The sequence below is a fragment of the Bradyrhizobium sp. BEA-2-5 genome (assembly GCF_032918025.1).
Lineage (GTDB): Bacteria > Pseudomonadota > Alphaproteobacteria > Rhizobiales > Xanthobacteraceae > Bradyrhizobium > Bradyrhizobium pachyrhizi.
Map to the genome: position 1 here is coordinate 4128849 of NZ_CP136629.1, position 20135 is coordinate 4148983.

The 20135-nt window shown below is 65.0% G+C and carries 18 protein-coding genes and 1 pseudogene; 13 read left to right on the plus strand and 6 right to left on the minus strand.

The genetic code is table 11. The features are described from left to right. Window positions 1-4 precede the first annotated feature (4 nt). Window positions 5-2065 carry a DNA topoisomerase IV subunit B gene (gene parE, locus RX327_RS19175; RefSeq protein WP_317251153.1) on the minus strand — a complete coding sequence of 687 codons (2061 nt, stop codon included), beginning with the start codon at window positions 2063-2065 and terminating at the stop codon, window positions 5-7. Between the two features lie 126 nt (window positions 2066-2191). Next, window positions 2192-2560: a hypothetical protein gene (locus RX327_RS19180; protein ID WP_028332200.1), complete on the minus strand. Its 369-nt coding sequence runs from the start codon at window positions 2558-2560 to the stop codon at window positions 2192-2194. 185 nt (window positions 2561-2745) lie between these two features. Here RX327_RS19180 and RX327_RS19185 point away from each other — a divergent pair, with 185 nt between their 5' ends. The 5 genes from RX327_RS19185 (at window position 2746) to RX327_RS19205 (ending at window position 7011) form a co-directional block, all read left to right on the plus strand. Continuing rightward, window positions 2746-3276, plus strand: a complete 531-nt coding sequence (locus RX327_RS19185) for a DedA family protein (RefSeq protein WP_317251154.1) — start codon at window positions 2746-2748, stop codon at window positions 3274-3276. A 148-nt stretch (window positions 3277-3424) separates the two neighbouring features. Next, window positions 3425-4414 (plus strand): MBL fold metallo-hydrolase, encoded by a 990-nt coding sequence (locus tag RX327_RS19190; protein WP_050384280.1) that lies wholly within the window; start codon window positions 3425-3427, stop codon window positions 4412-4414. A 340-nt stretch (window positions 4415-4754) separates the two neighbouring features. Next, window positions 4755-5432: an FMN-binding negative transcriptional regulator gene (locus tag RX327_RS19195; RefSeq protein ID WP_317251155.1), complete on the plus strand. Its 678-nt coding sequence runs from the start codon at window positions 4755-4757 to the stop codon at window positions 5430-5432. Next, window positions 5429-6406 carry an N-acetyl-gamma-glutamyl-phosphate reductase gene (gene argC / locus RX327_RS19200; protein WP_317251156.1) on the plus strand — a complete coding sequence of 326 codons (978 nt, stop codon included), beginning with the start codon at window positions 5429-5431 and terminating at the stop codon, window positions 6404-6406. The genes RX327_RS19195 and argC overlap by 4 nt, the downstream gene beginning before the upstream one ends. 14 nt (window positions 6407-6420) lie before the next feature. After that, window positions 6421-7011, plus strand: a complete 591-nt coding sequence (locus RX327_RS19205) for a class I SAM-dependent methyltransferase (protein ID WP_317251157.1) — start codon at window positions 6421-6423, stop codon at window positions 7009-7011. A gap of 50 nt (window positions 7012-7061) precedes the next feature. Here RX327_RS19205 and RX327_RS19210 read toward each other — a convergent pair whose 3' ends face one another. Further along, entirely contained in the window at window positions 7062-7460 is a 399-nt protein-coding gene (locus tag RX327_RS19210) for an MAPEG family protein (protein WP_317251158.1), read from the minus strand. Between the two features lie 109 nt (window positions 7461-7569). Further along, window positions 7570-9375, minus strand: coding sequence for a class I poly(R)-hydroxyalkanoic acid synthase (locus RX327_RS19215; RefSeq protein ID WP_317251159.1), 1806 nt, complete (start codon window positions 9373-9375; stop codon window positions 7570-7572). Between the two features lie 291 nt (window positions 9376-9666). On the opposite strand from RX327_RS19215, the gene RX327_RS19220 reads away from it, so the two are divergent. From RX327_RS19220 to RX327_RS19250, 7 genes are all read left to right on the plus strand, one after another. Further along, on the plus strand, window positions 9667-9942 hold the full coding sequence (locus RX327_RS19220) for a hypothetical protein (protein WP_050384285.1): 276 nt from the start codon (window positions 9667-9669) through the stop codon (window positions 9940-9942). Window positions 9943-10158: 216 nt separating this feature from the next. Then, window positions 10159-11379 carry an LL-diaminopimelate aminotransferase gene (locus RX327_RS19225; protein ID WP_317251160.1) on the plus strand — a complete coding sequence of 407 codons (1221 nt, stop codon included), beginning with the start codon at window positions 10159-10161 and terminating at the stop codon, window positions 11377-11379. Between the two features lie 38 nt (window positions 11380-11417). Next, window positions 11418-12737, plus strand: a complete 1320-nt coding sequence (locus RX327_RS19230; protein WP_317251161.1) for a homoserine dehydrogenase — start codon at window positions 11418-11420, stop codon at window positions 12735-12737. A gap of 79 nt (window positions 12738-12816) precedes the next feature. Next, window positions 12817-13818, plus strand: a complete 1002-nt coding sequence (glpX, locus tag RX327_RS19235; RefSeq protein ID WP_317251162.1) for a class II fructose-bisphosphatase — start codon at window positions 12817-12819, stop codon at window positions 13816-13818. A 140-nt stretch (window positions 13819-13958) separates the two neighbouring features. Beyond that, window positions 13959-14678 (plus strand): haloacid dehalogenase type II, encoded by a 720-nt coding sequence (locus tag RX327_RS19240; protein ID WP_317251163.1) that lies wholly within the window; start codon window positions 13959-13961, stop codon window positions 14676-14678. 55 nt (window positions 14679-14733) lie between these two features. Beyond that, window positions 14734-16575, plus strand: a complete 1842-nt coding sequence (gene recJ / locus RX327_RS19245; protein ID WP_317251164.1) for a single-stranded-DNA-specific exonuclease RecJ — start codon at window positions 14734-14736, stop codon at window positions 16573-16575. 18 nt (window positions 16576-16593) lie between these two features. Continuing rightward, window positions 16594-17412 (plus strand): glucose 1-dehydrogenase, encoded by an 819-nt coding sequence (locus RX327_RS19250; protein WP_317251165.1) that lies wholly within the window; start codon window positions 16594-16596, stop codon window positions 17410-17412. A 199-nt stretch (window positions 17413-17611) separates the two neighbouring features. On the opposite strand, the pseudogene RX327_RS19255 reads toward RX327_RS19250, so the two are convergent. Together RX327_RS19255 and RX327_RS19260 are read right to left on the minus strand one after the other, a co-directional pair. Further along, window positions 17612-18838, minus strand: a pseudogene (locus RX327_RS19255) (lytic murein transglycosylase). 113 nt (window positions 18839-18951) lie between these two features. Continuing rightward, window positions 18952-19527: a MarR family winged helix-turn-helix transcriptional regulator gene (locus RX327_RS19260; RefSeq protein WP_050384289.1), complete on the minus strand. Its 576-nt coding sequence runs from the start codon at window positions 19525-19527 to the stop codon at window positions 18952-18954. A 95-nt stretch (window positions 19528-19622) separates the two neighbouring features. Here RX327_RS19260 and RX327_RS19265 point away from each other — a divergent pair, with 95 nt between their 5' ends. Further along, on the plus strand, window positions 19623-20102 hold the full coding sequence (locus RX327_RS19265) for a carboxymuconolactone decarboxylase family protein (protein ID WP_317251166.1): 480 nt from the start codon (window positions 19623-19625) through the stop codon (window positions 20100-20102). Window positions 20103-20135 lie beyond the last annotated feature (33 nt).

A 20135-nucleotide genomic window follows, 5' to 3' on the forward strand; every position in this document is an offset into this window, starting at 1 on the left:
GGGCCTAGACGTCCAGCAGCTCTTCGCTGGCAAATTCGGCCTTGTCCGAGATGAAGGCGAAGCGCGCCTCGGCCTTGGTGCCCATCAGGCGCTCCACCGAATCCGCGGTGGTGTCACGGTCGTCGGGCAGCAGAACCACCTTGAGCAGGGTCCGCTTGGCCGGATCCATGGTGGTCTCCTTGAGCTGCGCCGGCATCATCTCGCCGAGGCCTTTAAAGCGGTTCACCTCGACCTTGGCGTTGGCGTTGAACGCGCTCTTGATCAACTCGTCCTTGTGCTTGTCGTCGCGTGCGTAGACCGACTTCGTGCCGTGGGTCAGCTTGTAGAGCGGCGGCACCGCGAGGAAGAGGTGTCCTTCGTCGATCAGCTTCGGCATCTGCCGGTAGAAGAAGGTGATCAGCAGTGAAGCGATGTGGGCGCCGTCGACGTCGGCGTCGGTCATGATGATGATGCGCTGGTAGCGCAGATCCTCTTCGCGATATTGCAGGAGCTGGCCGCAGCCGATCGCCTGCACGAGATCGGAGAGCTGTGCGTTCGCCGTCAGCTTGTCCTTGCCGGCGGAAGCGACGTTGAGGATCTTGCCGCGCAGGGGCAGCACGGCCTGGGTCTTGCGGTCGCGCGCCTGCTTGGCGCTGCCGCCGGCCGAGTCACCCTCGACGATGAACAGCTCCGAGCCATCGGTGCCGGCGTCGGTGCAGTCGGCGAGCTTGCCGGGCAGGCGCAGCTTCTTGCCGGCGGTTTTCCGCGCGGTCTCTTTCTCTTGCCGCCGCCGCAACCGTTCTTCGGCGCGGTCGATCACGAAGTCGAGCAGCCGGTTGGCCATGTTCGGATTGCCCGACAGCCAATGGTCGAACGGATCCTTCATCGCCTGCTCGACGATGCGCTGCGCCTCTGCAGTGGCGAGGCGATCCTTGGTCTGCCCCTGGAATTCCGGCTCGCGCACGAACACCGACAGCATCACGGCGGCGCCGACCATCACGTCTTCCGAGGTGACGGAGGCCGCGCGCTTGCCCTGGCCGACGCGCTCGGCGTGATCCTTCAGGCCGCGCAAAAGGGCGCTGCGCAGGCCGGATTCGTGCGTGCCGCCATCCGGCGTCGGCACGGTGTTGGTGTAGGAGGAGAGGAATCCGTCGGCATCGGCGGTCCAGGCCACGGCCCATTCGCAGGCGCCATGCGCGCCGTTGCGGCCCGACTTGCCCGAGAAGATGTCGGGATGCACCAGCGTGTCGGCGTGGATCGCCGCGGCGAGATAATCCTTGAGGCCGCCGGGGAAGTGGAACGTCGCTTCGGCCGGCACGTCCTCGATGCCCTTGAGCAGCTCGGGTGCGCAGTTCCAGCGGATCTCGACGCCACCGAACAGATACGCTTTCGAGCGCGTCATCTTGAACAGGCGCTGCGGCTTGAACGCGGCCTTAGCGCCGAAAATATCGGTGTCGGGCTTGAAGCGCACGCGCGTGCCGCGGCGGTTGTTGATCTTGCCGAGGTCCTCGAGCTTGCCCTTCGGGTGGCCGCGCTCGAACGTCATGCGGTAGAGTTTCTGGCTGCGCGCGACCTCGACCTCGAGACGCGAGGAGAGGGCGTTCACCACGGAGATGCCGACGCCGTGCAGGCCGCCCGAGGTCTCGTAGACTTTGCTGTCGAACTTGCCGCCCGAATGCAGCGTGCACATGATGACTTCAAGTGCTGACTTCTTCGGGAATTTCGGGTGAGGATCGATCGGGATGCCGCGGCCGTTGTCGGTCACGGTCAGGAACCCGTCCGCGCTGAGATCGACTTCGATGAAGGTCGCGTGCCCGGCGAGCGCCTCGTCCATCGAGTTGTCGATGACTTCGGCGAACAGATGATGCAGCGCCTTCTCGTCGGTGCCGCCGATATACATGCCAGGCCGGCGACGCACCGGTTCCAGCCCTTCGAGCACCTCGATGTCGGCTGCCGTGTAGCCGGCTTCGGCGCCTCCGGCGGATCGCGAAGCAGCCTTCGCCGGAGCGCGTCCCTTCGGTTCCGGGGCTCCGAACAGATCGTCGGCAGATTTACTTTTGGCGTTCGACTTCAATGATTTGGCCATGGTTCTTCAAGTGGCGCACCGGTCACGGCGCGGCGAATCGGTTGCTCTGACTATGCCACGGATGGGCTGCAAATGGGGACGGCCGCACCCTGGAGCCCGGCCATCCTCATAGATAGGAGACCGCGATTACGCCCGCGAGGTGCGGAATACAACGACCGTGAACAGGGCCATGGCGGCGACCACCAGCAGTGATCCGACGATCGGCGCCGCCTCGAACGACGGTCCCTTCAGCAGCACGGCGGCCACACCGGCCGGGAACAGGACGCCGCCGACGATATGCAGCCAGCCCTGGATTCTGGCGAGCAGCATGCTGCCCGCTTCCGGCACCAGCCGGTAGTAGAGGCCGAACAGGAACAGCAGTACGCCGCCGACCAGATTGAGATGCGCATGCGCCGGTCCCAACGTGAAGTCGTGATGGATACCCATGGCGATGCCCGCGAGCATTCCGAACAGCAGGACGAGAACGCTCACGCACATCATCAGCGATCCGATCATCCAGTAATTCCTTTTTCTTGTGAGGGAGATGCCAGCCTGGACCTCAGGGGCCTTACGGGAAATCACGCTCGATCCCCGCCTTTGTGACTTGATGTCACGCGATCGGCTGGCTTACCTGTTCTTAGGCTGCGTGCTGCTAGAAAGGTTCAATCGAGGTTCAACGGAGCGGGAAGGCACACGACGAGATGGAAGACCTTGCGCGGGCCCTGGCCGAGTTTGTGCGCCACCACCAGGCCTGGGCCGCTCCGATCGTCATGCTGCTGGCGTTCGCTGAATCGCTTGCGTTCATCTCGTTGCTGGTTCCGGCCTGGGGCGCGCTGGTGGCCATCGGTGCGCTGATCGGGGCCAGCGGCATCAGTTTCTTTCCGGTCTGGATTGCCGGCGGCCTTGGCGCGGCGCTGGGCGACTGGGTCTCCTACTGGTTCGGCTATCGCTACAAGGAGAGGGTTGCCCAGATGTGGCCGCTCTCGCGCTATCCGGACCTGCTGCCCAGAGGCGAGGCTTTCGTGCGCAGCTGGGGCATACCCAGCATCTTCATCGGGCGGTTCTTCGGCCCCTTGCGCGCCTCCGTGCCGCTTGCGGCCGGCATTTTCGAGATGTCGTACTGGCAATTCCAGATCGCCAATTTCGTGTCCGCCCTGGTCTGGTCGGCAGCGCTGCTGCTGTTCGGCGACGTCATCGCGCATGCCATCGAGTGGGTGTGGCGGGTGGTGTAGCAAGCTCCGGAATAAGGCCGACCTGCAGGGGTTAGGCGGGAGGGTAACCGCTCGCGCTGTCGGCATCGCGCGAGTATCGAAACGCTGATACAACCGCGCCCACCGGGCGCGAATTCATCGGGCGCAGTCTCACTGGGAAGGACAGCACATGGAATTGACACGACGTCATGCTCTCGCCGGCGCTGCCGGCATCGCCGCTGCACCGTTGCTATCAGCCGTTCCTGCGGCCGCTGTGGCGGCGGTCGCCGACAAGCAGGCGCCGAGCTTCTATCGCTACAAGGTCGGCGACATCCTCGTCACCGTGGTGTCCGACGGCAAGAACGTCTTCAAGCTGGAAGACTCCTTCATCCCCAATGCGAAGCGGGACGACGTCAACGCGGCGCTGGAGAAGGCGTTCATGCCGCGGGACATGATGACGATCTGGTTCGCACCGCTGGTGCTCAACACCGGCGGCAAGCTGGTGGTGATCGACACCGGCAATGGCGCGCTGGCGAAGGCCAGCACGAAGGGCGCCAATGGCCTGTTCGCCGACAATTTCGTCGCCGCCGGCTTCGATCCCAAGAATGTCGACATGGTCGTGATCTCGCACTTCCACGGCGACCACGTGAACGGCCTCTTGACCGCCGAAGGCACGCCGGCATTCCCCAATGCCGAGGTGCTGGTGCCGGCAACCGAATGGAAGTTCTGGATGGACGATGGCGAGATGAGCCGGGCGCCGGCCGGCCGCATGCAGGGCCTGTTCAAGAACAACCGCAATATCTTCGAAGCCGGCCTGAAGAAGAAGGTCACCCCCTACGAGTGGGGCAAGGAGATCGCGCCGGGCCTGACCTCCGTCGAGACCGTCGGCCACACGCCGGGCCACACCTCCTACGTGCTGGCCTCAGGCCCGGACAAGGTCTTCATCCAGTCCGACGTCACCAACAATCCGAACCTGTTCGCGACCAACCCCGGCTGGCATGCGTTCTTCGACCAGGACGGCGACGTGGCGGAGAAGACCCGCCGGCGCATCTACGACATGGTGGTTGCCGAGCGGCTCCAGGTGCAGGGCTTCCACTATCCGTTCCCGGGCCTCGGCAATGTGGTGAAGGACGGCAGCGGCTATCGCGTCGTGCCGGCACCGTGGAATCCGGCGATTTAAGGTGTCATTCCGGGGCGATGCGTAGGCATCGAACCCGGAATCTCGCGCCGTAACCTCTGGATTCCCCGATGCGCGATTGCGCATCTGAGGTTCGCGCGCAATGCGCGCCCCGGAATGACAAAAGCAACCTTGACGTCAAGCCGGCGCGGCCTTATAGCCGCGCGCCATGATCAACGCCGCGACCATCCTCATTGCCAGCCGCCGCCGCATTTTCGCGGTATGGGCGGTCGCTCGCGTTTAAGACCATCGCCTCTGCCGCCGGACCTGATCCCGCGGCGCTCTCCTGAAAAAGACACGCGGTTCGATCTGGCGGCTCCTTCGTCATGCAGGAGCATCAATCATGTATACGCCACCGCCCTTCAAGCCAGACCGCGCCGCGAGCCTTGCCTTCGCGGAAGCGCGCGGCTTCGGCATGGCCTGCGCGTGGGACGGCGCCAAGCCGATCGCCTCCGCGCTGCCGTTCTATCTGACCTATGCCGCGGACGGGACACCGCGGGCGCTGTTTCATGTTGCCCGTCACAATCCGCTGGTAAAGCTGGCGGGCGGGTTGCCAAGTGGGGGGGCCTGGCTGCTCGCAGTCAACGGCGCCGATGCCTATGTGTCGCCGGACTGGTACGTCTCGCCGGATCAGGTGCCGACCTGGCTCTACCAGTCGGTGCATCTGAGCGGGCCGGTGCGGACCCTGTCGGGTGAGGAACTTGCGCTTCAGATCGATGCGCTGAGCGCCAAGTTCGAGAGCTGGCTGTTGCCGAAGAAGCCATGGACGTCGGGCAAGATGACTGCCGGGCGGTTCGAGGCGATGAAGAAGGCGATCGTGGGTCTGGTCATGACGGTTGAAGAGGTCGAGGGCAGCTTCAAGCTGAACCAGCACAAGTCCGAGACCGACTTTGCGGCGGTCGCAGCCCACCTTGGCGTGCAGGCGGATGCCGGCGCGCAACAGATCGCGCATCTGATGCGGCAGGCGCGGCCGGATGTCTTTGCAAACCAAACGAACGAGCTCGAAAGGAGCGTGCCATGACTCTCACCGACACCAATCCAAAGACCAAGAGCGGTGCGACCAAGGCCACCGTGTTCGTCGATGGCGCGTCCGGCACGACCGGCCTCGGCATCCAGGAGCGGCTGCTCTCGATCGGCGACGTCGCGGTGAAGCACATCGCCGACGACAAGCGCAAGGACCCCGCGGCCAAGAAGGCGCTGATGGAGGAGGTGGACCTCGTCATCCTCTGCCTGCCGGACGATGCCGCGAAGGAGACCGTCGCGCTGGTCGACAGCATGGGCGCGTCGGCGCCGAAGGTGCTGGACGCCTCGACGGCGTACCGGGTCGCGCCGGACTGGGCCTACGGTTTCCCCGAGCTCGCGCCCGACCAGGCCGACAAGATCCGTAACGCGAAGAAGGTCTCCAATCCCGGCTGCTATCCTACCGGCGCGATCGCGCTGCTGCGGCCGATCGTCGATGCCGGTCTGCTGCCATCAGATTATCCCGTCACCGTCAATGCCGTGAGCGGCTATTCCGGCGGCGGCAAGTCGATGATCGCGAGCTTCGAAGACGGCAGCGCGCCGTCGTTCGAGCTCTACGGCCTCGGCTTCGAGCACAAGCATCTGCCGGAGATGCAGCTCTACTCCAATCTGACGCGGCGCCCGATCTTCATTCCCTCGGTCGGCAACTACCGGCAAGGCATGCTGGTCTCGGTGCCGCTGCAGCTCGACATGCTGCCGGGCAAGACTGATGGTGCCGACCTGCAGGCGGTTCTGGCGAAATGGTACGCCGGCAGCAAATATGTCTCCGTGATGCCGCTCCAGAACGAGGCGACCAAGGCCGGCCGGCTCGAACCGGAGGCGCTCAACGAGACCAACATGCTTGAGCTCTACGTCTTCGCCAGCGACAAGTACCATCAGGCACTGCTGGTCGCCCGGCTCGACAATCTCGGCAAGGGCGCATCGGGCGCTGCCGTGCAGAACATGCGGCTGATGCTGGGCCTTGCCGACAGCTGACGGCGACGCGGATCGTGGACGACGCCACGCTGCAGTTCTATCGGCGCAATGCCGAGGCCTATGCCGGGTGGGCGAAAGCCCCGTCCACCCGGCTGATCGGCTTTCTGAAGCTGCTGCCATCCGGCGGCGCGATCCTCGAGCTGGGCTGCGGCGCCGGCAATCATGCGGCGGTGATGCTGGCCGAAGGGTTTTCGGTGCGCGCGACCGACGGTTCGCCTGAAATGGCCGAGGTCGCGGCGCGCCGCATCAAACATCCCGTCGAGGCGATGCTGTTCGATGAGCTCGAGGACCGCGAAGCCTATGACGGCGTCTGGGCCAGCGCGTGCCTGCTGCACGTGCCGCGCGACGAATTGGCCGGCATCATCGGCCGCATCCATCGGGCGCTGAAACCCGGTGGCGTTTTCTACGCGAGCTACAAGATCGGCCATGGCGATGGCCGCGACAGCATCGGCCGCTACTACAATTATCCCGGGGCGGACTGGCTCGCTGCGACCTACGCCGCTTCAGGGGCATGGACGCAAGTCTCGTCCGACACCAGCGAGATCAAGAGCTTTGACGAGGCGCCCGCGACGATGCTGCACATCGTGGTGCGCAAGGGCTGCTAGTTGATGCCGCGCCGGCGCGGCTGTCGCCGCAACCGGCGGGAATATTTGGATCAGACGACCTTGAAGATTGCCAGCGCCAGCACGGCCTGCGCGAGGAAGCCGACGGTGAAGGCGAGCGTGCGGAACACCGGGATCCCGAGTGCATAGACGATCAGATGTGCGACGCGCGACCAGAAATAGACGGCGCAGGCGAGCACGGTCCATTTCGTGGAATAGTCGATCGCGTTCAGGATCAGCACCAGCGGGGCGAAGATCACGAGATTCTCGACCGCGTTGTCATGCGCGAACATCAGCCGGTTCGCCCATTCCGCCTGCGGCTTGTCGCCGCGCGACGGGTTGGCCATGGCACCGCTAAGCCCGCGAACCTGGCAGCGATTGATGGTGTAGGGAATCCAGAGGATCCCGGTCAGGATCACCGTCAGTGTCAGCCAGAACAATTCGCGCGTCATAGTCTCCCCCTCACGTGAATTCGATTCCCGACCGTCGGGACCGTCTGTTTATAGCTGAGCGGGAGACTTGGCGCTACGCGAAGACTTGATGCTACGCGAACACCTGACGCTATGCGCGCACGCGGACATAGCTGCCCGGGGCGTCCTCGAGCACCTGCGTGCCGTCGGAGCCGACCATGCGCGCCGGGACCGTCTCCGGATCATGGCTTTCCAGCCAGCCGCGCCAGTCCGTCCACCACGAGCCCTTGTGCTCCACGGCGTCCTTCATCCACTGCGCGATACTGACGTCCTTGATGTTGTCGTTGGTCCAGTACTGGTACTTGTTCGAAGCGGGCGGATTGACCACGCCGGCGATGTGGCCCGAGCCGGACAGGACATACTTCACCGGACCGCCGAAAAACTGCGAGCCGTACAGCACCGATTCGGCCGGAGCGATGTGGTCCTCGCGTGCGGCGAGGTTGTAGACCGGCACCTTCACCTTCGACAGATCGAGCAGCGTGTTGTCCAGCACCATGGTGCCGGTCGACAGGCGGTTCTCCAGATAGCAGTTGCGCAGGTAGTAGGAGTGGTTCGACGACGGCATCCGTGTCGCGTCCGAGTTCCAGTGCAACAAGTCGAACGCGCTCGGCTGCTGGCCCTTCAGATAGTTGCTGACGACATAAGACCAGATCAGGTCGTTGGAGCGCAGCATGTTGAAGGCCATCGCCATCTTCGAGCCTTCGAGCACGCCGGCGGCCTTCATGTCCTGCTCGAGCGCCGAGATCTGCTCCTCGTCGACGAACACGAGGAGATCGCCGGCATGGGTGAAGTCGATCTGGGCGGCGAAGAACGTCGCGGACGACACGCGCTGGCGGCGCTTCTCGGCGAGCCAGGCGAGCGTGGTCGCGAGCATGGTGCCGCCGACGCAATAGCCGGCGGTGTGCACCTTCATCTCGCCGGTGACCTTCTCGATCACGTCCATCGCCGTGAGCGGGCCCTCCTTCATGTAGGCTTCCCAGCTCTTGTTGCCGAGCCGCTTGTCGGGATTGACCCATGAGATCACGAACACGGTGATGCCCTGATCGACGCACCACTTGATGTAGGATTTCTCCGGCTTCAGATCGAGGATGTAGAACTTGTTGATCCAGGGTGGCACGATCAGGAGCGGCGTGCGCAGCACCTTCTCCGTGGTCGGAGTGTACTGGATCAGCTGCATGATCTCGTTCTGGTAGATCACCTTGCCCGGCGTCGTTGCCATGTTGACGCCGACGACGAGATTGTCCGGATCGGACTGGCGGATCTTCAGCATGCCCTTGCCGGCCGCGATGTCCTCGGCCAGCATCTTCAAGCCGCGCGCGAGGTTCTCGCCGCTGCTCGCCACCGTCTCGCGCAGCACCTCCGGATTGGTCAGCACGAAGTTGGACGGCGACAATGCGTTGATGACCTGCTGGATGTAGAACTCCGCCTTCTTGCGCGTGTGGGGATCGATCCCGTCGGCGTCATGGACCAGCTCCTGCGCCCATTTGGTCGTGAGCAGATAGAGCTGCATGACGAAGTCGAAGAACTGGTTCGACTTCCATTCCGGATCGGCAAAGCGCTTGTCGCGCGGCGAGGGCGCGATCGCGGGCTGGGCGTCCTGACCGGCCATGCGGCGCACCGCCGAGCCCCAGAGGTCGAGATAGTCCTTCGCGAGCTGCATCTGCAGCGACGAGGCGCGTTCCTTGTCGGACAGCCAGTATTCGGCGATCACGCTGAAGGTCTTGATGACCTCACCGAGCTCATTGGGCGGCTTGTCGCGGACTTCTCCCGTCTCGCGCGGCTTGAGATAGGCGGCGAGCGCCTTGCCGCCGCTCTCCATCGCCCGCGCGACATTCATCGCGAAGGCTTCCGCGTCGAACTTCGGGGTGGCCTGGGTGTCGGTACTAACGTTGCTCATCTGAGGTACAATATCGCGTCGTTTGGAGGGCGTCATCGCGCGGTGCGGCAATGGAAATCAGTCAAAATCCGATGTTTCGCTCTGTTGCGGTGCGAGAAAAAATCTTTGTTTAGTCATATTGAAGCCTCAGGGGTCGCTTTTGGTGTTCCCGCTTTAAGCGTTTCGGGCGACAATGGTTTGAAACGCTGAAGTCGGAATTAACGCAGCGGGGACGCTGCAAGGCTCGTACCAGTGCGACCCGTGTCGGCAACGTGCGACGTGCGCGCTAGCTTGTTGGGGACAATTCGGCGCATGCCGATCGATCGAATGAACAGGGGGCTCGCGGCCGCAGTGCTGCTCGCGTCGTTGGTGGCGCTGAGCGGGTGCTCGAGCACGATCGCCGATATGACGATGCCGGCCGATGCGCCGGCGCGCGAGAAGGACGCCGGCGGCTACCTGCCGGTCCATGATCTTCCGCCCGACCGCGCCGACCCGACGATCAAGCCGGCCGATCAGGCCAAGATCGAGCAGGAGCTGATAGCCGCGCGCGCGCGGCAGGCCTCGTCGGCCGCCCAAAGCGGGAAGTAGCGCCCGACGAACGGCCGATCAGCGCTGGCGCCGCCCGGTGTCCGTGCTAAAAGAAACCCAGTTCAACCGCAGATCCGGCCGCAGCCCCCAGATCGCGCGCCTGAATTCGCTCTAAGTCATTGATTTAGTGCGATTTCTGTCAGAGGCCGAGCCGGCTTCCGCAAACTGGACCAAGGGGGTCGATTCTGGCATCGCGGTTGTCGGAGCAAGGGTCCCATGGAAGATTTTTACCGCATTCGCCGCCTGCCGCCTTACGTGTTCGAACAGGTCAACCGGGCCAAGGCAGCTGCGCGGAATGCCGGCGCCGACATCATCGACCTCGGCATGGGCAATCCGGATCTGCCGGCGCCGGCGCATGTGCTGGAGAAGCTGAAGGAGACGCTGGGCAAGCCGCGCACCGACCGCTACTCGGCCTCCCGCGGCATTCCCGGACTGCGCAGGGCCCAGGCCGGCTACTACGCCCGCCGTTTCGGCGTGAAGCTCAATCCCGAAACCCAGGTGGTGGCGACGCTGGGTTCGAAGGAAGGCTTTGCCAATGTGGCGCAGGCGATCACCGCGCCCGGCGACGTCATCCTCTGTCCGAACCCGAGCTATCCGATTCATGCCTTCGGCTTCCTGATGGCGGGCGGTGTGATCCGCTCGGTGCCGTCCGAGCCGACGCCGCAATTCTTCGAGGCGGCGGAGCGGGCGATCGTGCATTCGATTCCGAAGCCGCTGGCGCTGGTCGTCTGCTATCCCTCGAACCCGACCGCCTATGTCGCGAGCCTCGATTTCTACAAGGACCTCGTCGCCTTCGCGAAGAAGCACGAGATCCTGATCCTGTCCGATCTCGCCTATGCCGAGGTCTATTTCGACGAGAACAACCCGCCGCCCTCGGTGCTCCAGGTGCCCGGCGCGATGGACGTCACCGTCGAATTCACCTCGATGTCGAAGACGTATTCGATGGCCGGCTGGCGCATGGGCTTTGCGGTCGGCAATGAGCGCGTGATCGCGGCGCTCGCCCGCGTCAAATCATACCTCGACTACGGCGCGTTCACGCCGGTCCAGGTCGCCGCGACCGCCGCGCTGAACGGTCCGGACGATTGCATCAGGGAGATGCGCGACACCTACCGCAAGCGCCGCGACGCGCTGGTGGAATCGTTCGGCCGCGCCGGCTGGGAGATCCCGCCTCCAGAGGCCTCGATGTTCGCCTGGGTGCCGCTGCCGGAAGCCTTCCGCAGCGTCGGCAGCATGCAGTTCGCGACCCTGATGGTGGAGAAATCCGGCGTTGCGGTCTCGCCCGGCGTCGGCTTCGGCGAGCATGGTGAAGGATATGTCCGCATCGCCATGGTGGAAAACGAGCAACGGATCAGGCAGGCCGCGCGCGGCGTGCGCCGCTTCCTTGAAAGCGGCATCGAAACGTTGCACAACGTCGTTCCGCTCGCCAATCGGCGCTAATCCTTCCAGGTTGCTCAATCTCCAGGTCCCTTAAATCCATGGTTGCACCCCTGAAAGTGGGCATAGCGGGGCTCGGCACCGTGGGCGCCGAAGTTGTCCGTTTGATCGAAACGCAAGGACGGGCGCTGGCCGAGCGCAGCGGGCGCGGCGTTCGCGTCGTCGCGGTCACGGCGCGCTCGAAAGCCAAGAAGCGCGGCCTCGACCTGCGCGGCATCGCCTGGGCGAAGAGCCCCGAGGCGCTCGCCGAAGATCCCAATATCGACTGCTTCGTCGAGCTGATGGGCGGCGCCGGCGATCCGGCGTTGTCGGCAGTGGAGGCCGCGCTCAGCGCCGGCAAGTCGGTGGTCACCGCCAACAAGGCGCTGCTGGCCAAGCACGGACTGCGTCTCGCCGCTTCTGCCGAAAAGCACGGCGGCGCGCTGAATTTCGAGGCAGCGGTCGGCGCGGCGATCCCCGTCATCAAGACGTTACGTGAAGGTCTCGCCGGAACCGGCATCGACCGCGTCTACGGCATCCTCAACGGCACCTGCAATTACATCCTGACCCGGATGGAACAGGAGGGGCTGTCCTTCGCCGAATGCCTCAAGGACGCGCAGCGGCTCGGCTATGCCGAGGCCGATCCGTCCTTCGACGTCGACGGCCACGACACCGCACAGAAGCTCGCCATTCTCGCCAGCCTCGCCTTCGGAACCAAGGTCGCGCAAAGTGCGGTGTATGTCGAAGGCATCTCATCCATCGCGCCGGAAGATCTTCGGGCGGCGGCCGATCTCGGCTACCGCGTCAAGCTGCTCGGCGTTGCGGTCCGCACCACCAAGGGCATCGAGCAGCGCGTGCATCCGACCATGGTGCCGAAATCATCCTCGATCGCACAGGTGATGGGGGTCACCAATGCGGTCACGATCGACGGCGAGGGCATTCCGCCGATCACGCTGGTCGGTCCCGGCGCCGGGGCGGCTGCGACCGCATCCGCCGTCGTCGCCGACATCGCCGACGTTGCGCGCGGCATCCGCGCCAATCCGTTCGGCCGGCCGGTGGAGCGGTTGCGCGACACCACCAAGGCGCCGATGGAACGCCATGAAGGTGGCTATTATATCCGCCTGATGGCGCGCGATCTTGCAGGCACTGCCGCAACAATCGCCACCCGGCTGGCGGAACAGAAGATATCTCTGGAATCCATCGTGCAACGGCACCCGGATGGCGTCGATGTGAACGGCGCGGCCAAAAAACCTTCACCGGTCCCGGTCATTCTGATTACCTATGCGACCAGCGAGGATGCCGTGCATCGTGCGCTGGCCGCAGTGCAGCGCGATAAGGTCATCAGCGGCCGGCCGCAGGTGATCCGGATCGAGAAAAACTAGCGCATGGCCTGAACGGGTCGGGCGTGAGACGATTGATGCGGGCAGGCTGGCCTGTCCCCGAGGCTTAAGGAGTACGCCGATGTCGACCCATATTTCCGTTCCGCCGCAGATGCTGCTAGAGCGCATTCTGACGCTGGAGATCGTGCGGGTGACGGAGCGGGCGGCGGTGTCCTCGGCGCGGCTGCGCGGGCACGGCAACGAGAAAGCGGCCGACCAGGCCGCCGTCGACGCCATGCGGCGCGAGCTCAACAAGCTGCCGATCCAGGGCACCATCGTGATCGGCGAGGGCGAGCGCGACGAGGCGCCGATGCTCTATATCGGCGAGGAGGTCGGCCTCAAGACCGGACCCGAGGTCGACATCGCGGTCGACCCGCTCGAGGGCACCACGCTGTGCGCCAAGAACATGCCGGGCTCGATCGCCACCATGGCGATGGCTGACGGCGGCACGCTGCTGCACGCCCCCGACGTCTACATGCAGAAGCTCGCGATCGGCCCCGGTTACGACAAGGGCGTCGTCGATCTCGATGCGAGCCCTGCCGACAACGTCCGCCGCCTCGCCAAGGCCAAGGGGGTCAAGCCGGAAGGCATCACGGTGCTCGTGCTCGATCGTCCGCGCCATGCCGACATCATCGCGGGCGTGCGCTCGACCGGCGCCGCCGTGCGCCTGATCACCGACGGCGACGTCGCCGGCGTGATCCACTGCGCCGATCCTGATAACACCGGCGTCGACATGTATCTCGGCACCGGCGGCGCGCCGGAAGGCGTGCTCGCCGCCGTGGCGCTGCGCTGCATCGGCGGCCAGATGCAGTGCCGCCTCATCCTCGACTCCGAGGAGAAGCGCGAGCGCGCCGCCAAGATGGGCGTCAACGACCCCAAGATGATCTACGGCATCGAGGACATGGCGCGCGGTGACTGCCTGTTCGCCGCCACCGGCGTCACCACGGGCTCGCTGCTGTCGGGCGTCAAGTTCCGCAAGGACGGCGTGATCGAGACCGAGACGGTTGTGATGCGCTCCGTCACCGGCACCGTGCGCTACATCAAGGCCGAGCACCGCGAGCTCGAGAAATTCCACCTGGACTAGGCAACGTCATTTCCGGGGCGTCCGAAGAACGAACCACAGATGCGCAATTGCGCATCGGGGAATCTCGAGGTTCCGGGTCTGGTGCTTCGCACCATCCCGGAACGACGGGATAAACAACAACAAGAAAAAGGGAGACGCGCATGTCCGATCTGTCCGGGGTCAAGGCGCTGGTATTCGACGTGTTCGGGACCGTGGTGGACTGGCGCACCAGCCTGATCGACGACTTCACCAAATGGGGCGAGACGCGCGGTATCAAGGCCGATTGGACCGCGCTGGTCGATGGCTGGCGCGCGGTCTATGCGGCCTCGATGGACGAGGTGCGCAAGAACCCGCAGAACGGCTACGTCATCCTGGACGTATTGCACCGCCGCTCGCTGGAAAAACTCGTCGCGCAGTTCGACATCAAGGGGCTGAGTGAGGCCGATTTGCAGCATCTGACGCTGGGCTGGCACCGCCTGCACCCGTGGCCGGACAGCGTCGCCGGCCTGACCCGGCTCAAGACCAAATTCGTCATCGCGCCGCTGTCGAACGGCAATGTCGCACTGCTCACCAACATGGCGAAATTCGCCGGCCTGCCCTGGGACCTCATCCTGTCGGCCGAGCTGTTCGAACACTACAAACCAGATCCCGAGACCTATCTTGGCGCAGCAAAGCTGCTCTGTCTCGAGCCGGAAGAGGTGATGATGGTCGCCGCGCACAATTACGACCTGAAGCACGCGCAGAAGCTCGGCCTGAAGACCGCCTTCGTGGCGCGTCCGACCGAATACGGTCCGCTGCAGAAGTACGATTTCGAGGCCACCGGCGAGTGGGACATCGTGGCCAAGGATTTCGGGGAAATCGCCAGCCGAATGGGCTGCTAGAACTGGTCCACAAATCATCGAAGCGTTACGATTCCTGCCTGATTGGGAAGGGCTCATGACGCTGCACGCATCCGCACTGCCCGTCGAGGCGCCACAGGCGTTCCTCGGCGTGACGCGGTCGCTGACCGGAAAACTCTGGCGCGACCGGCTGGATGCGCGCGGGGCGGCGCGGGCGCTCGCGATCGTGCAGCGCTATCAATTGCCGGAAATGCTGGCGCGCGTGCTGGCGGGGCGCGACGTCGGGATCGACGAGGTTCCCGACTTCCTCGACCCGACCATCCGCAAGCTGATGCCGGATCCTCACACGGTCACCGAGATGGAGCATGCCGCCAAGCGCATCGCGGATGCCGCGGTGCGCGGCGAGAAGGTTGCGATCTTCGGCGACTATGATGTCGACGGTGCGACTTCGGCCGCGCTGCTCGCCTGGCACCTGCGCCATTGCGGGCTCGATCCGCTGATCCATATTCCCGACCGGATATTCGAAGGCTACGGCCCCAATACCGAGGCGGTGCGGGCGCTCGCCGCCAAGGGCGCGACGCTGCTCGTTACCGTCGATTGCGGCACCACCAGCATCGAGCCGCTCGCGGAAGCGAAGAAGCTCGGGATGTCGGTCGTCGTGATCGATCATCACCAGACCGGCGATGAGTTGCCCGAAGTCGATGCGCTGGTCAATCCGAACCGCCCCGACGATATCTCCGGCCTCGGTCATCTCGCCGCCGTCGGCCTCGTGCTGGTGACGCTGGTCGCCGTCAACCGCGAGCTGCGCCAGCGCGGCTTCTGGACCTCCGAGATGCCGGAGCCGGATCTGCTGGGCATGCTGCATCACGTCGCGCTCGGCACGGTCGCCGACGTGGCGCCGCTGATCGGCCTCAACCGCGCCTTCGTGGCCAAGGGCCTGATCGCGATGCGACGGCGCGACCATGTCGGGCACACCGCACTGATGGACGTGGCGCGGCTCAACGGCCCGCCGGAGGCCTGGCATCTCGGCTTCATGCTGGGGCCGCGCGTCAATGCCGGCGGCCGCATCGGCCGCGCCGATCTCGGGGTGCGGTTGCTGCTGGAAGGCGATATCTCGGAAGCTGCGAGGATCGCGGCGGAGCTCGATCGTCTCAATGCCGAGCGGCGCGTCATCGAGCAGGCCGCCGAAGCCCAGGCCGAAGCCGAGGCACTGGCCTCGATCGGGCTGGAGGACAAGCTTGCCGTGATCGTCACGGCCTCGGAAGGCTGGCATCCCGGCGTGGTCGGCCTCGTCGCCTCCCGTCTGAAGGAGAAGTTCTCGCGGCCTGCCTTTGCCATTGCGCTGGAGCCCGGCGGCATCGGCACCGGCTCGGGTCGATCGATCGCCGGCGTCGATCTCGGCAAGGCAGTGCGGCAGGCGGTCGCCGACGGCATCCTGCTCAAGGGCGGCGGGCATGCGATGGCCGCCGGCGTCACGCTGCGGAAAGAGAAGCTCGCCGAATTCCGCGCTTACATGGAGAGCGCGCTGGCGGCCGACGTCGCCAATTCGCGCCACGAGAACGAGCTGTTCATCGATGGCGCCGTGAGCGCGCGCGCGGTGACGCCGGAGTTCGCCGGGACACTCAATCGCGCTGGCCCGTTCGGCAGCGCCAATCCGGAGCCGGTGATCGCGCTGCCGTCGCATCAGCTGGTCTATGCCGACGAGGTCGGGCAGGCGCATCTGCGGCTGCGCTTCAAGTCCGGCGATGGCTCGATCGTCAACGGTATCGCATTCCGTTCCGTCGGACAGAAGCTCGGCAGCGCCTTGACGCAAAATCGCGGCCAGCAATTGCACGTGGCGGGCTCTCTTGCGGTCGACCGTTGGCAAGGCACCGAACGTGTGCAATTCCGTGTCCTCGACGTCGCGGTGCCGGATCAGGGCCCGACGGTGATCCGATAAGAAACGTTGGGAGAGGACATGTCAGGACAGGTTGAAGGCAAGGTCGCGCTGGTGACCGGCGGCGCATCGGGCATTGGCGAGGCCATCGTCGAATTGCTCGCGCAGGAAGGCGCGACCGTTATTGCGACCGATATCGATGAGTTGAGGGGACCCGAGCTCGCCGCGCGGCTCACCAAGGCCGGGCGGAACGTGACCTTCTTGCCGCAGGACGTTACCAGCGAGGAGCGCTGGATCGAGATCATCAGTGAGATCGGCAAACGCCATGGTCGCCTCGATATCATGGTCTCGAATGCCGGCATCGGCATCGGAGCGCCCTCGATTGTCGAGATGTCGCTCGCGGACTGGCGTCGCCAGACCGCCATCAATATCGACGGCGTATTCTTGTCGGTGAAGCACTCGCTGCCGCTGATGCGCAAGAGCGGCGGCGGCTCGATCGTCATGATGTCGTCGCTGGCGGGCCTGCGCGGCGCAGCGACCCTTTCCGGCTACAGCGCCACGAAGGGCGGTGTGCGGCTGTTCGCCAAGTCGATCGCGATGGAGTGCGCGGCGGCGGGCGACGGCATCCGCGTCAACTCGGTTCACCCCGGCATCATCGATACCCCGATCTGGGGCAAGATCCCGACGGGGGCGACCGGCGCCGGCCAGAACGCGCCGATCGATCCGGAGGAGCGCGCCCGCGTCGTCACACCTCTCGGCCGTGCCGGCCAGGCCGCGGAGATCGCCTCCGGCGTGCTGTATCTCGCCTCCGATGCTTCGCGCTACGTCACCGGTAGCGAGCTCGTCATCGACGGCGGCATGAATGCCGGCGGCGTGGTGCGGCAGCCTGCGACCCGGTAGGAGCGAACTGTCGTAGCCCGCATGAGCGGAGCGATATGCGGGTAATGCGTCCCCGGGTTTCGCTTTCGCTCACCCGGGCTACGCAGATCGCATGATGCCTAAAGCATGATCCGGAAAAGTGCGCAGCGGTTTTCCGAAAAGATCATGCTCAAACAACGACCTAAAGCGCGATGACGATTCATCCTAATCGCATCGCGCTTTAGCTGCCTTGCCGTAACCGCGCCAGCACCTTGAGCCCGCCGTAACCGTCGGCGGGCAACAGGCCCATCTTGATCTGAAAATCCTTCACCGCCTTCATCGTGTCGTTGCCGACGCGGCCGTCGGTGCCGCCGGTATCGAAGCCGGCCTTGGTCAGGCGCGTCTGCATCTCCTGCACCTCGGCCAGCGTCAGCGCACGCTCGGAGCCGGGGAAGGGCTGGATGAAGGGTGGCGCTCCCAGGCAGCGGTCGCCGAGATGGCAGATCGCCAGCGCATAATTCATGGAAGGGTTATAGCTCTTCACCGAATAGAAATTCGGCCCGAGCAGGAAGGTCGGCCCGCCCGCAACCGGCGTCCACATCTGCGCGGATGCGTTCGGCTGCGGAAACGGCTGGCCGTCGGCACGGGTCACGCCCGCCGCCTGCCACGCCGCATAGGTGCGGCTTCCGCTCGCTGCCGGGCGCGCGCACCTCGTAGCCCCAATGCTCGCCGCGATGCCACTTGCCGCGGTTGACGAGATACTTTGCCGTCGAACCCAGCGCGTCGCCGGGCTTGCCGAATGGCGACACCTTGCCGTCGCCGTCATAGTCGATGCCGACATTGAGCCAGACCTCCGGCATCCATTGCGAATGCCCCATCGCGCCGGCCCACGAGCCGCGCATCTCCTCGGGCGTGCTCCAGCCGCGACGATGCGCAGCGCGTTGATCAACTCGGTCTCCCAATAGGCCTTGCGGCGTGGCTCATTCCAGGCGAGCGCTGCGAGCGAGGGAAACACCGGCCTCATGTGGTTCTGCTGCACCAGGGGATCGCCATAGGCGGACTCGACGCCCCACAGCGCCAGCAGCGTGCCGCGTTCGACGCCGAAATCGCGCTCGATGCGCGCAAGCAGCGCCTCGTTGTTCTTCAGCGCGATCTTGCCGTTGATGATGCGCCAGTCGGAGACACGGCGGTTGATGTATTGCCAGAGCTGTTCGTTGAATTCCGGCTGGTTGCGCATCTGCTTGAATACGCTCATGTCCGGCTCGACCTGCCCCATGCAGCGATTCCACGTCGCCTCCGAGATGCCTTTTGCGAGCGCGCGGGCGCGAAAATTGTCGCGCCACTGGTCGAAGCCCGGTGGGGTGGCCGCGAGCGCGCCGAGCGGATTGACGAGCACCACGCCGGCCGCGAGCCCGGCCTTCAGGACGGCGCGGCGGGCAGGGGATTTCGGAGAATCAGGCTGTTTCATCGGGCCAGTGTAGCGGCGCCGATCGGGTGAGCCAAAAGCCACGCCGCCGCAGGAGCTATAGTTTTGAGCATGACCTCATCGGAAAACCGGTTCCCACTTTTCCGGGTCATGCTCTAACTATCCTGCAAATCTGTGGCGATTTTTGACAGCCACCGGCGCACCACCTGTTCCGACCTGGCATCGAGGCTGGCGGCGAGCCGGCGTTCCTGGGCCTGGGCGATCTGCCGGCATTTCTCCAGCAGCGCGGTTCCATGGCTGGTCAACGTCCATTGCAGCACCCGGCCGTGGACGGGGTGCGGCGTCTTGCCGATGGCGCCGTCGCGCTCGAGGTTGCGGATGATCACGCTCACGGTCTGCGGCGTCAGCAGCGCGACGCGGGCCAGATCGGCGCCTGAGAGCCCCGGATAGGCTTTCAGCATCGTCAGCACGACGAATTGCGGAGAGGTGACGCCGAGCCGTCCCAGCTGGCGCTCCATCGACAGCCGCGAGGCAGCGTGGGCTTGGCGCAGCAGATAGGCAAGATAGCCCTGCTCGCCGCGCTTGCCTTCGCCCGGCGCCGGAACGGAAGGGGCGAGCAGGACGTCGCCTGCGGTCGATCCCGCATTCGCTGCGGCCCTTCGGCCGGCGGCTTTTTCGACCGGACGCCGCTCGGCGGTGCCGGATTTGCCTCGGTTCTGCATTGCCGCCATGTCGCGTGCTGTCGCCTTTGCCGATGTCCGCATCTTGCCGATGATATCAGAGCTCTGATAATATCTCAGTACACTGATAACACGAGGCCAGGCCAATGTCACATGCCCGCAAGGAATACACCGACTTCGAGAAGCTCGCGCCCGACGTCTTCGCCGCGGTGCGCGCGCTCGGCCAGTTCGCGGCGAAGGCCGGCCTCGACAAGCAGTTGCTCGAGCTCGTCAAGCTGCGCGCCTCGCAGATCAACGGCTGCGCCTTCTGCGTGCAGCACCACATCCTGCAGGGCGAGAGCCTCGGCGTGCCCGCCGACAAGCTGAACCTCGTCGTGGTGTGGCGCGAGGCGCCGCAGTTCACGCCGCGCGAGCGCGCCGCGCTGGCCTGGACCGAAGCGTTGACGACCCTGCCGAACGGCGTCAGCGACGAGGTCTATGCGCAGGCCACCGCTGAATTCTCCGAGCAGGAGCTGACTTACCTGACCTCGGCGATCGCATCGATCAATGTCTGGAACCGGTTCGGCGCGGCCTATCGCTGGACGCCGCCGCCGCGCCGGCAGCGTGCGGACGCGGCGGCTTCGTAAGGTCGAGACGGATAAAACGGCAACTGACAGGGA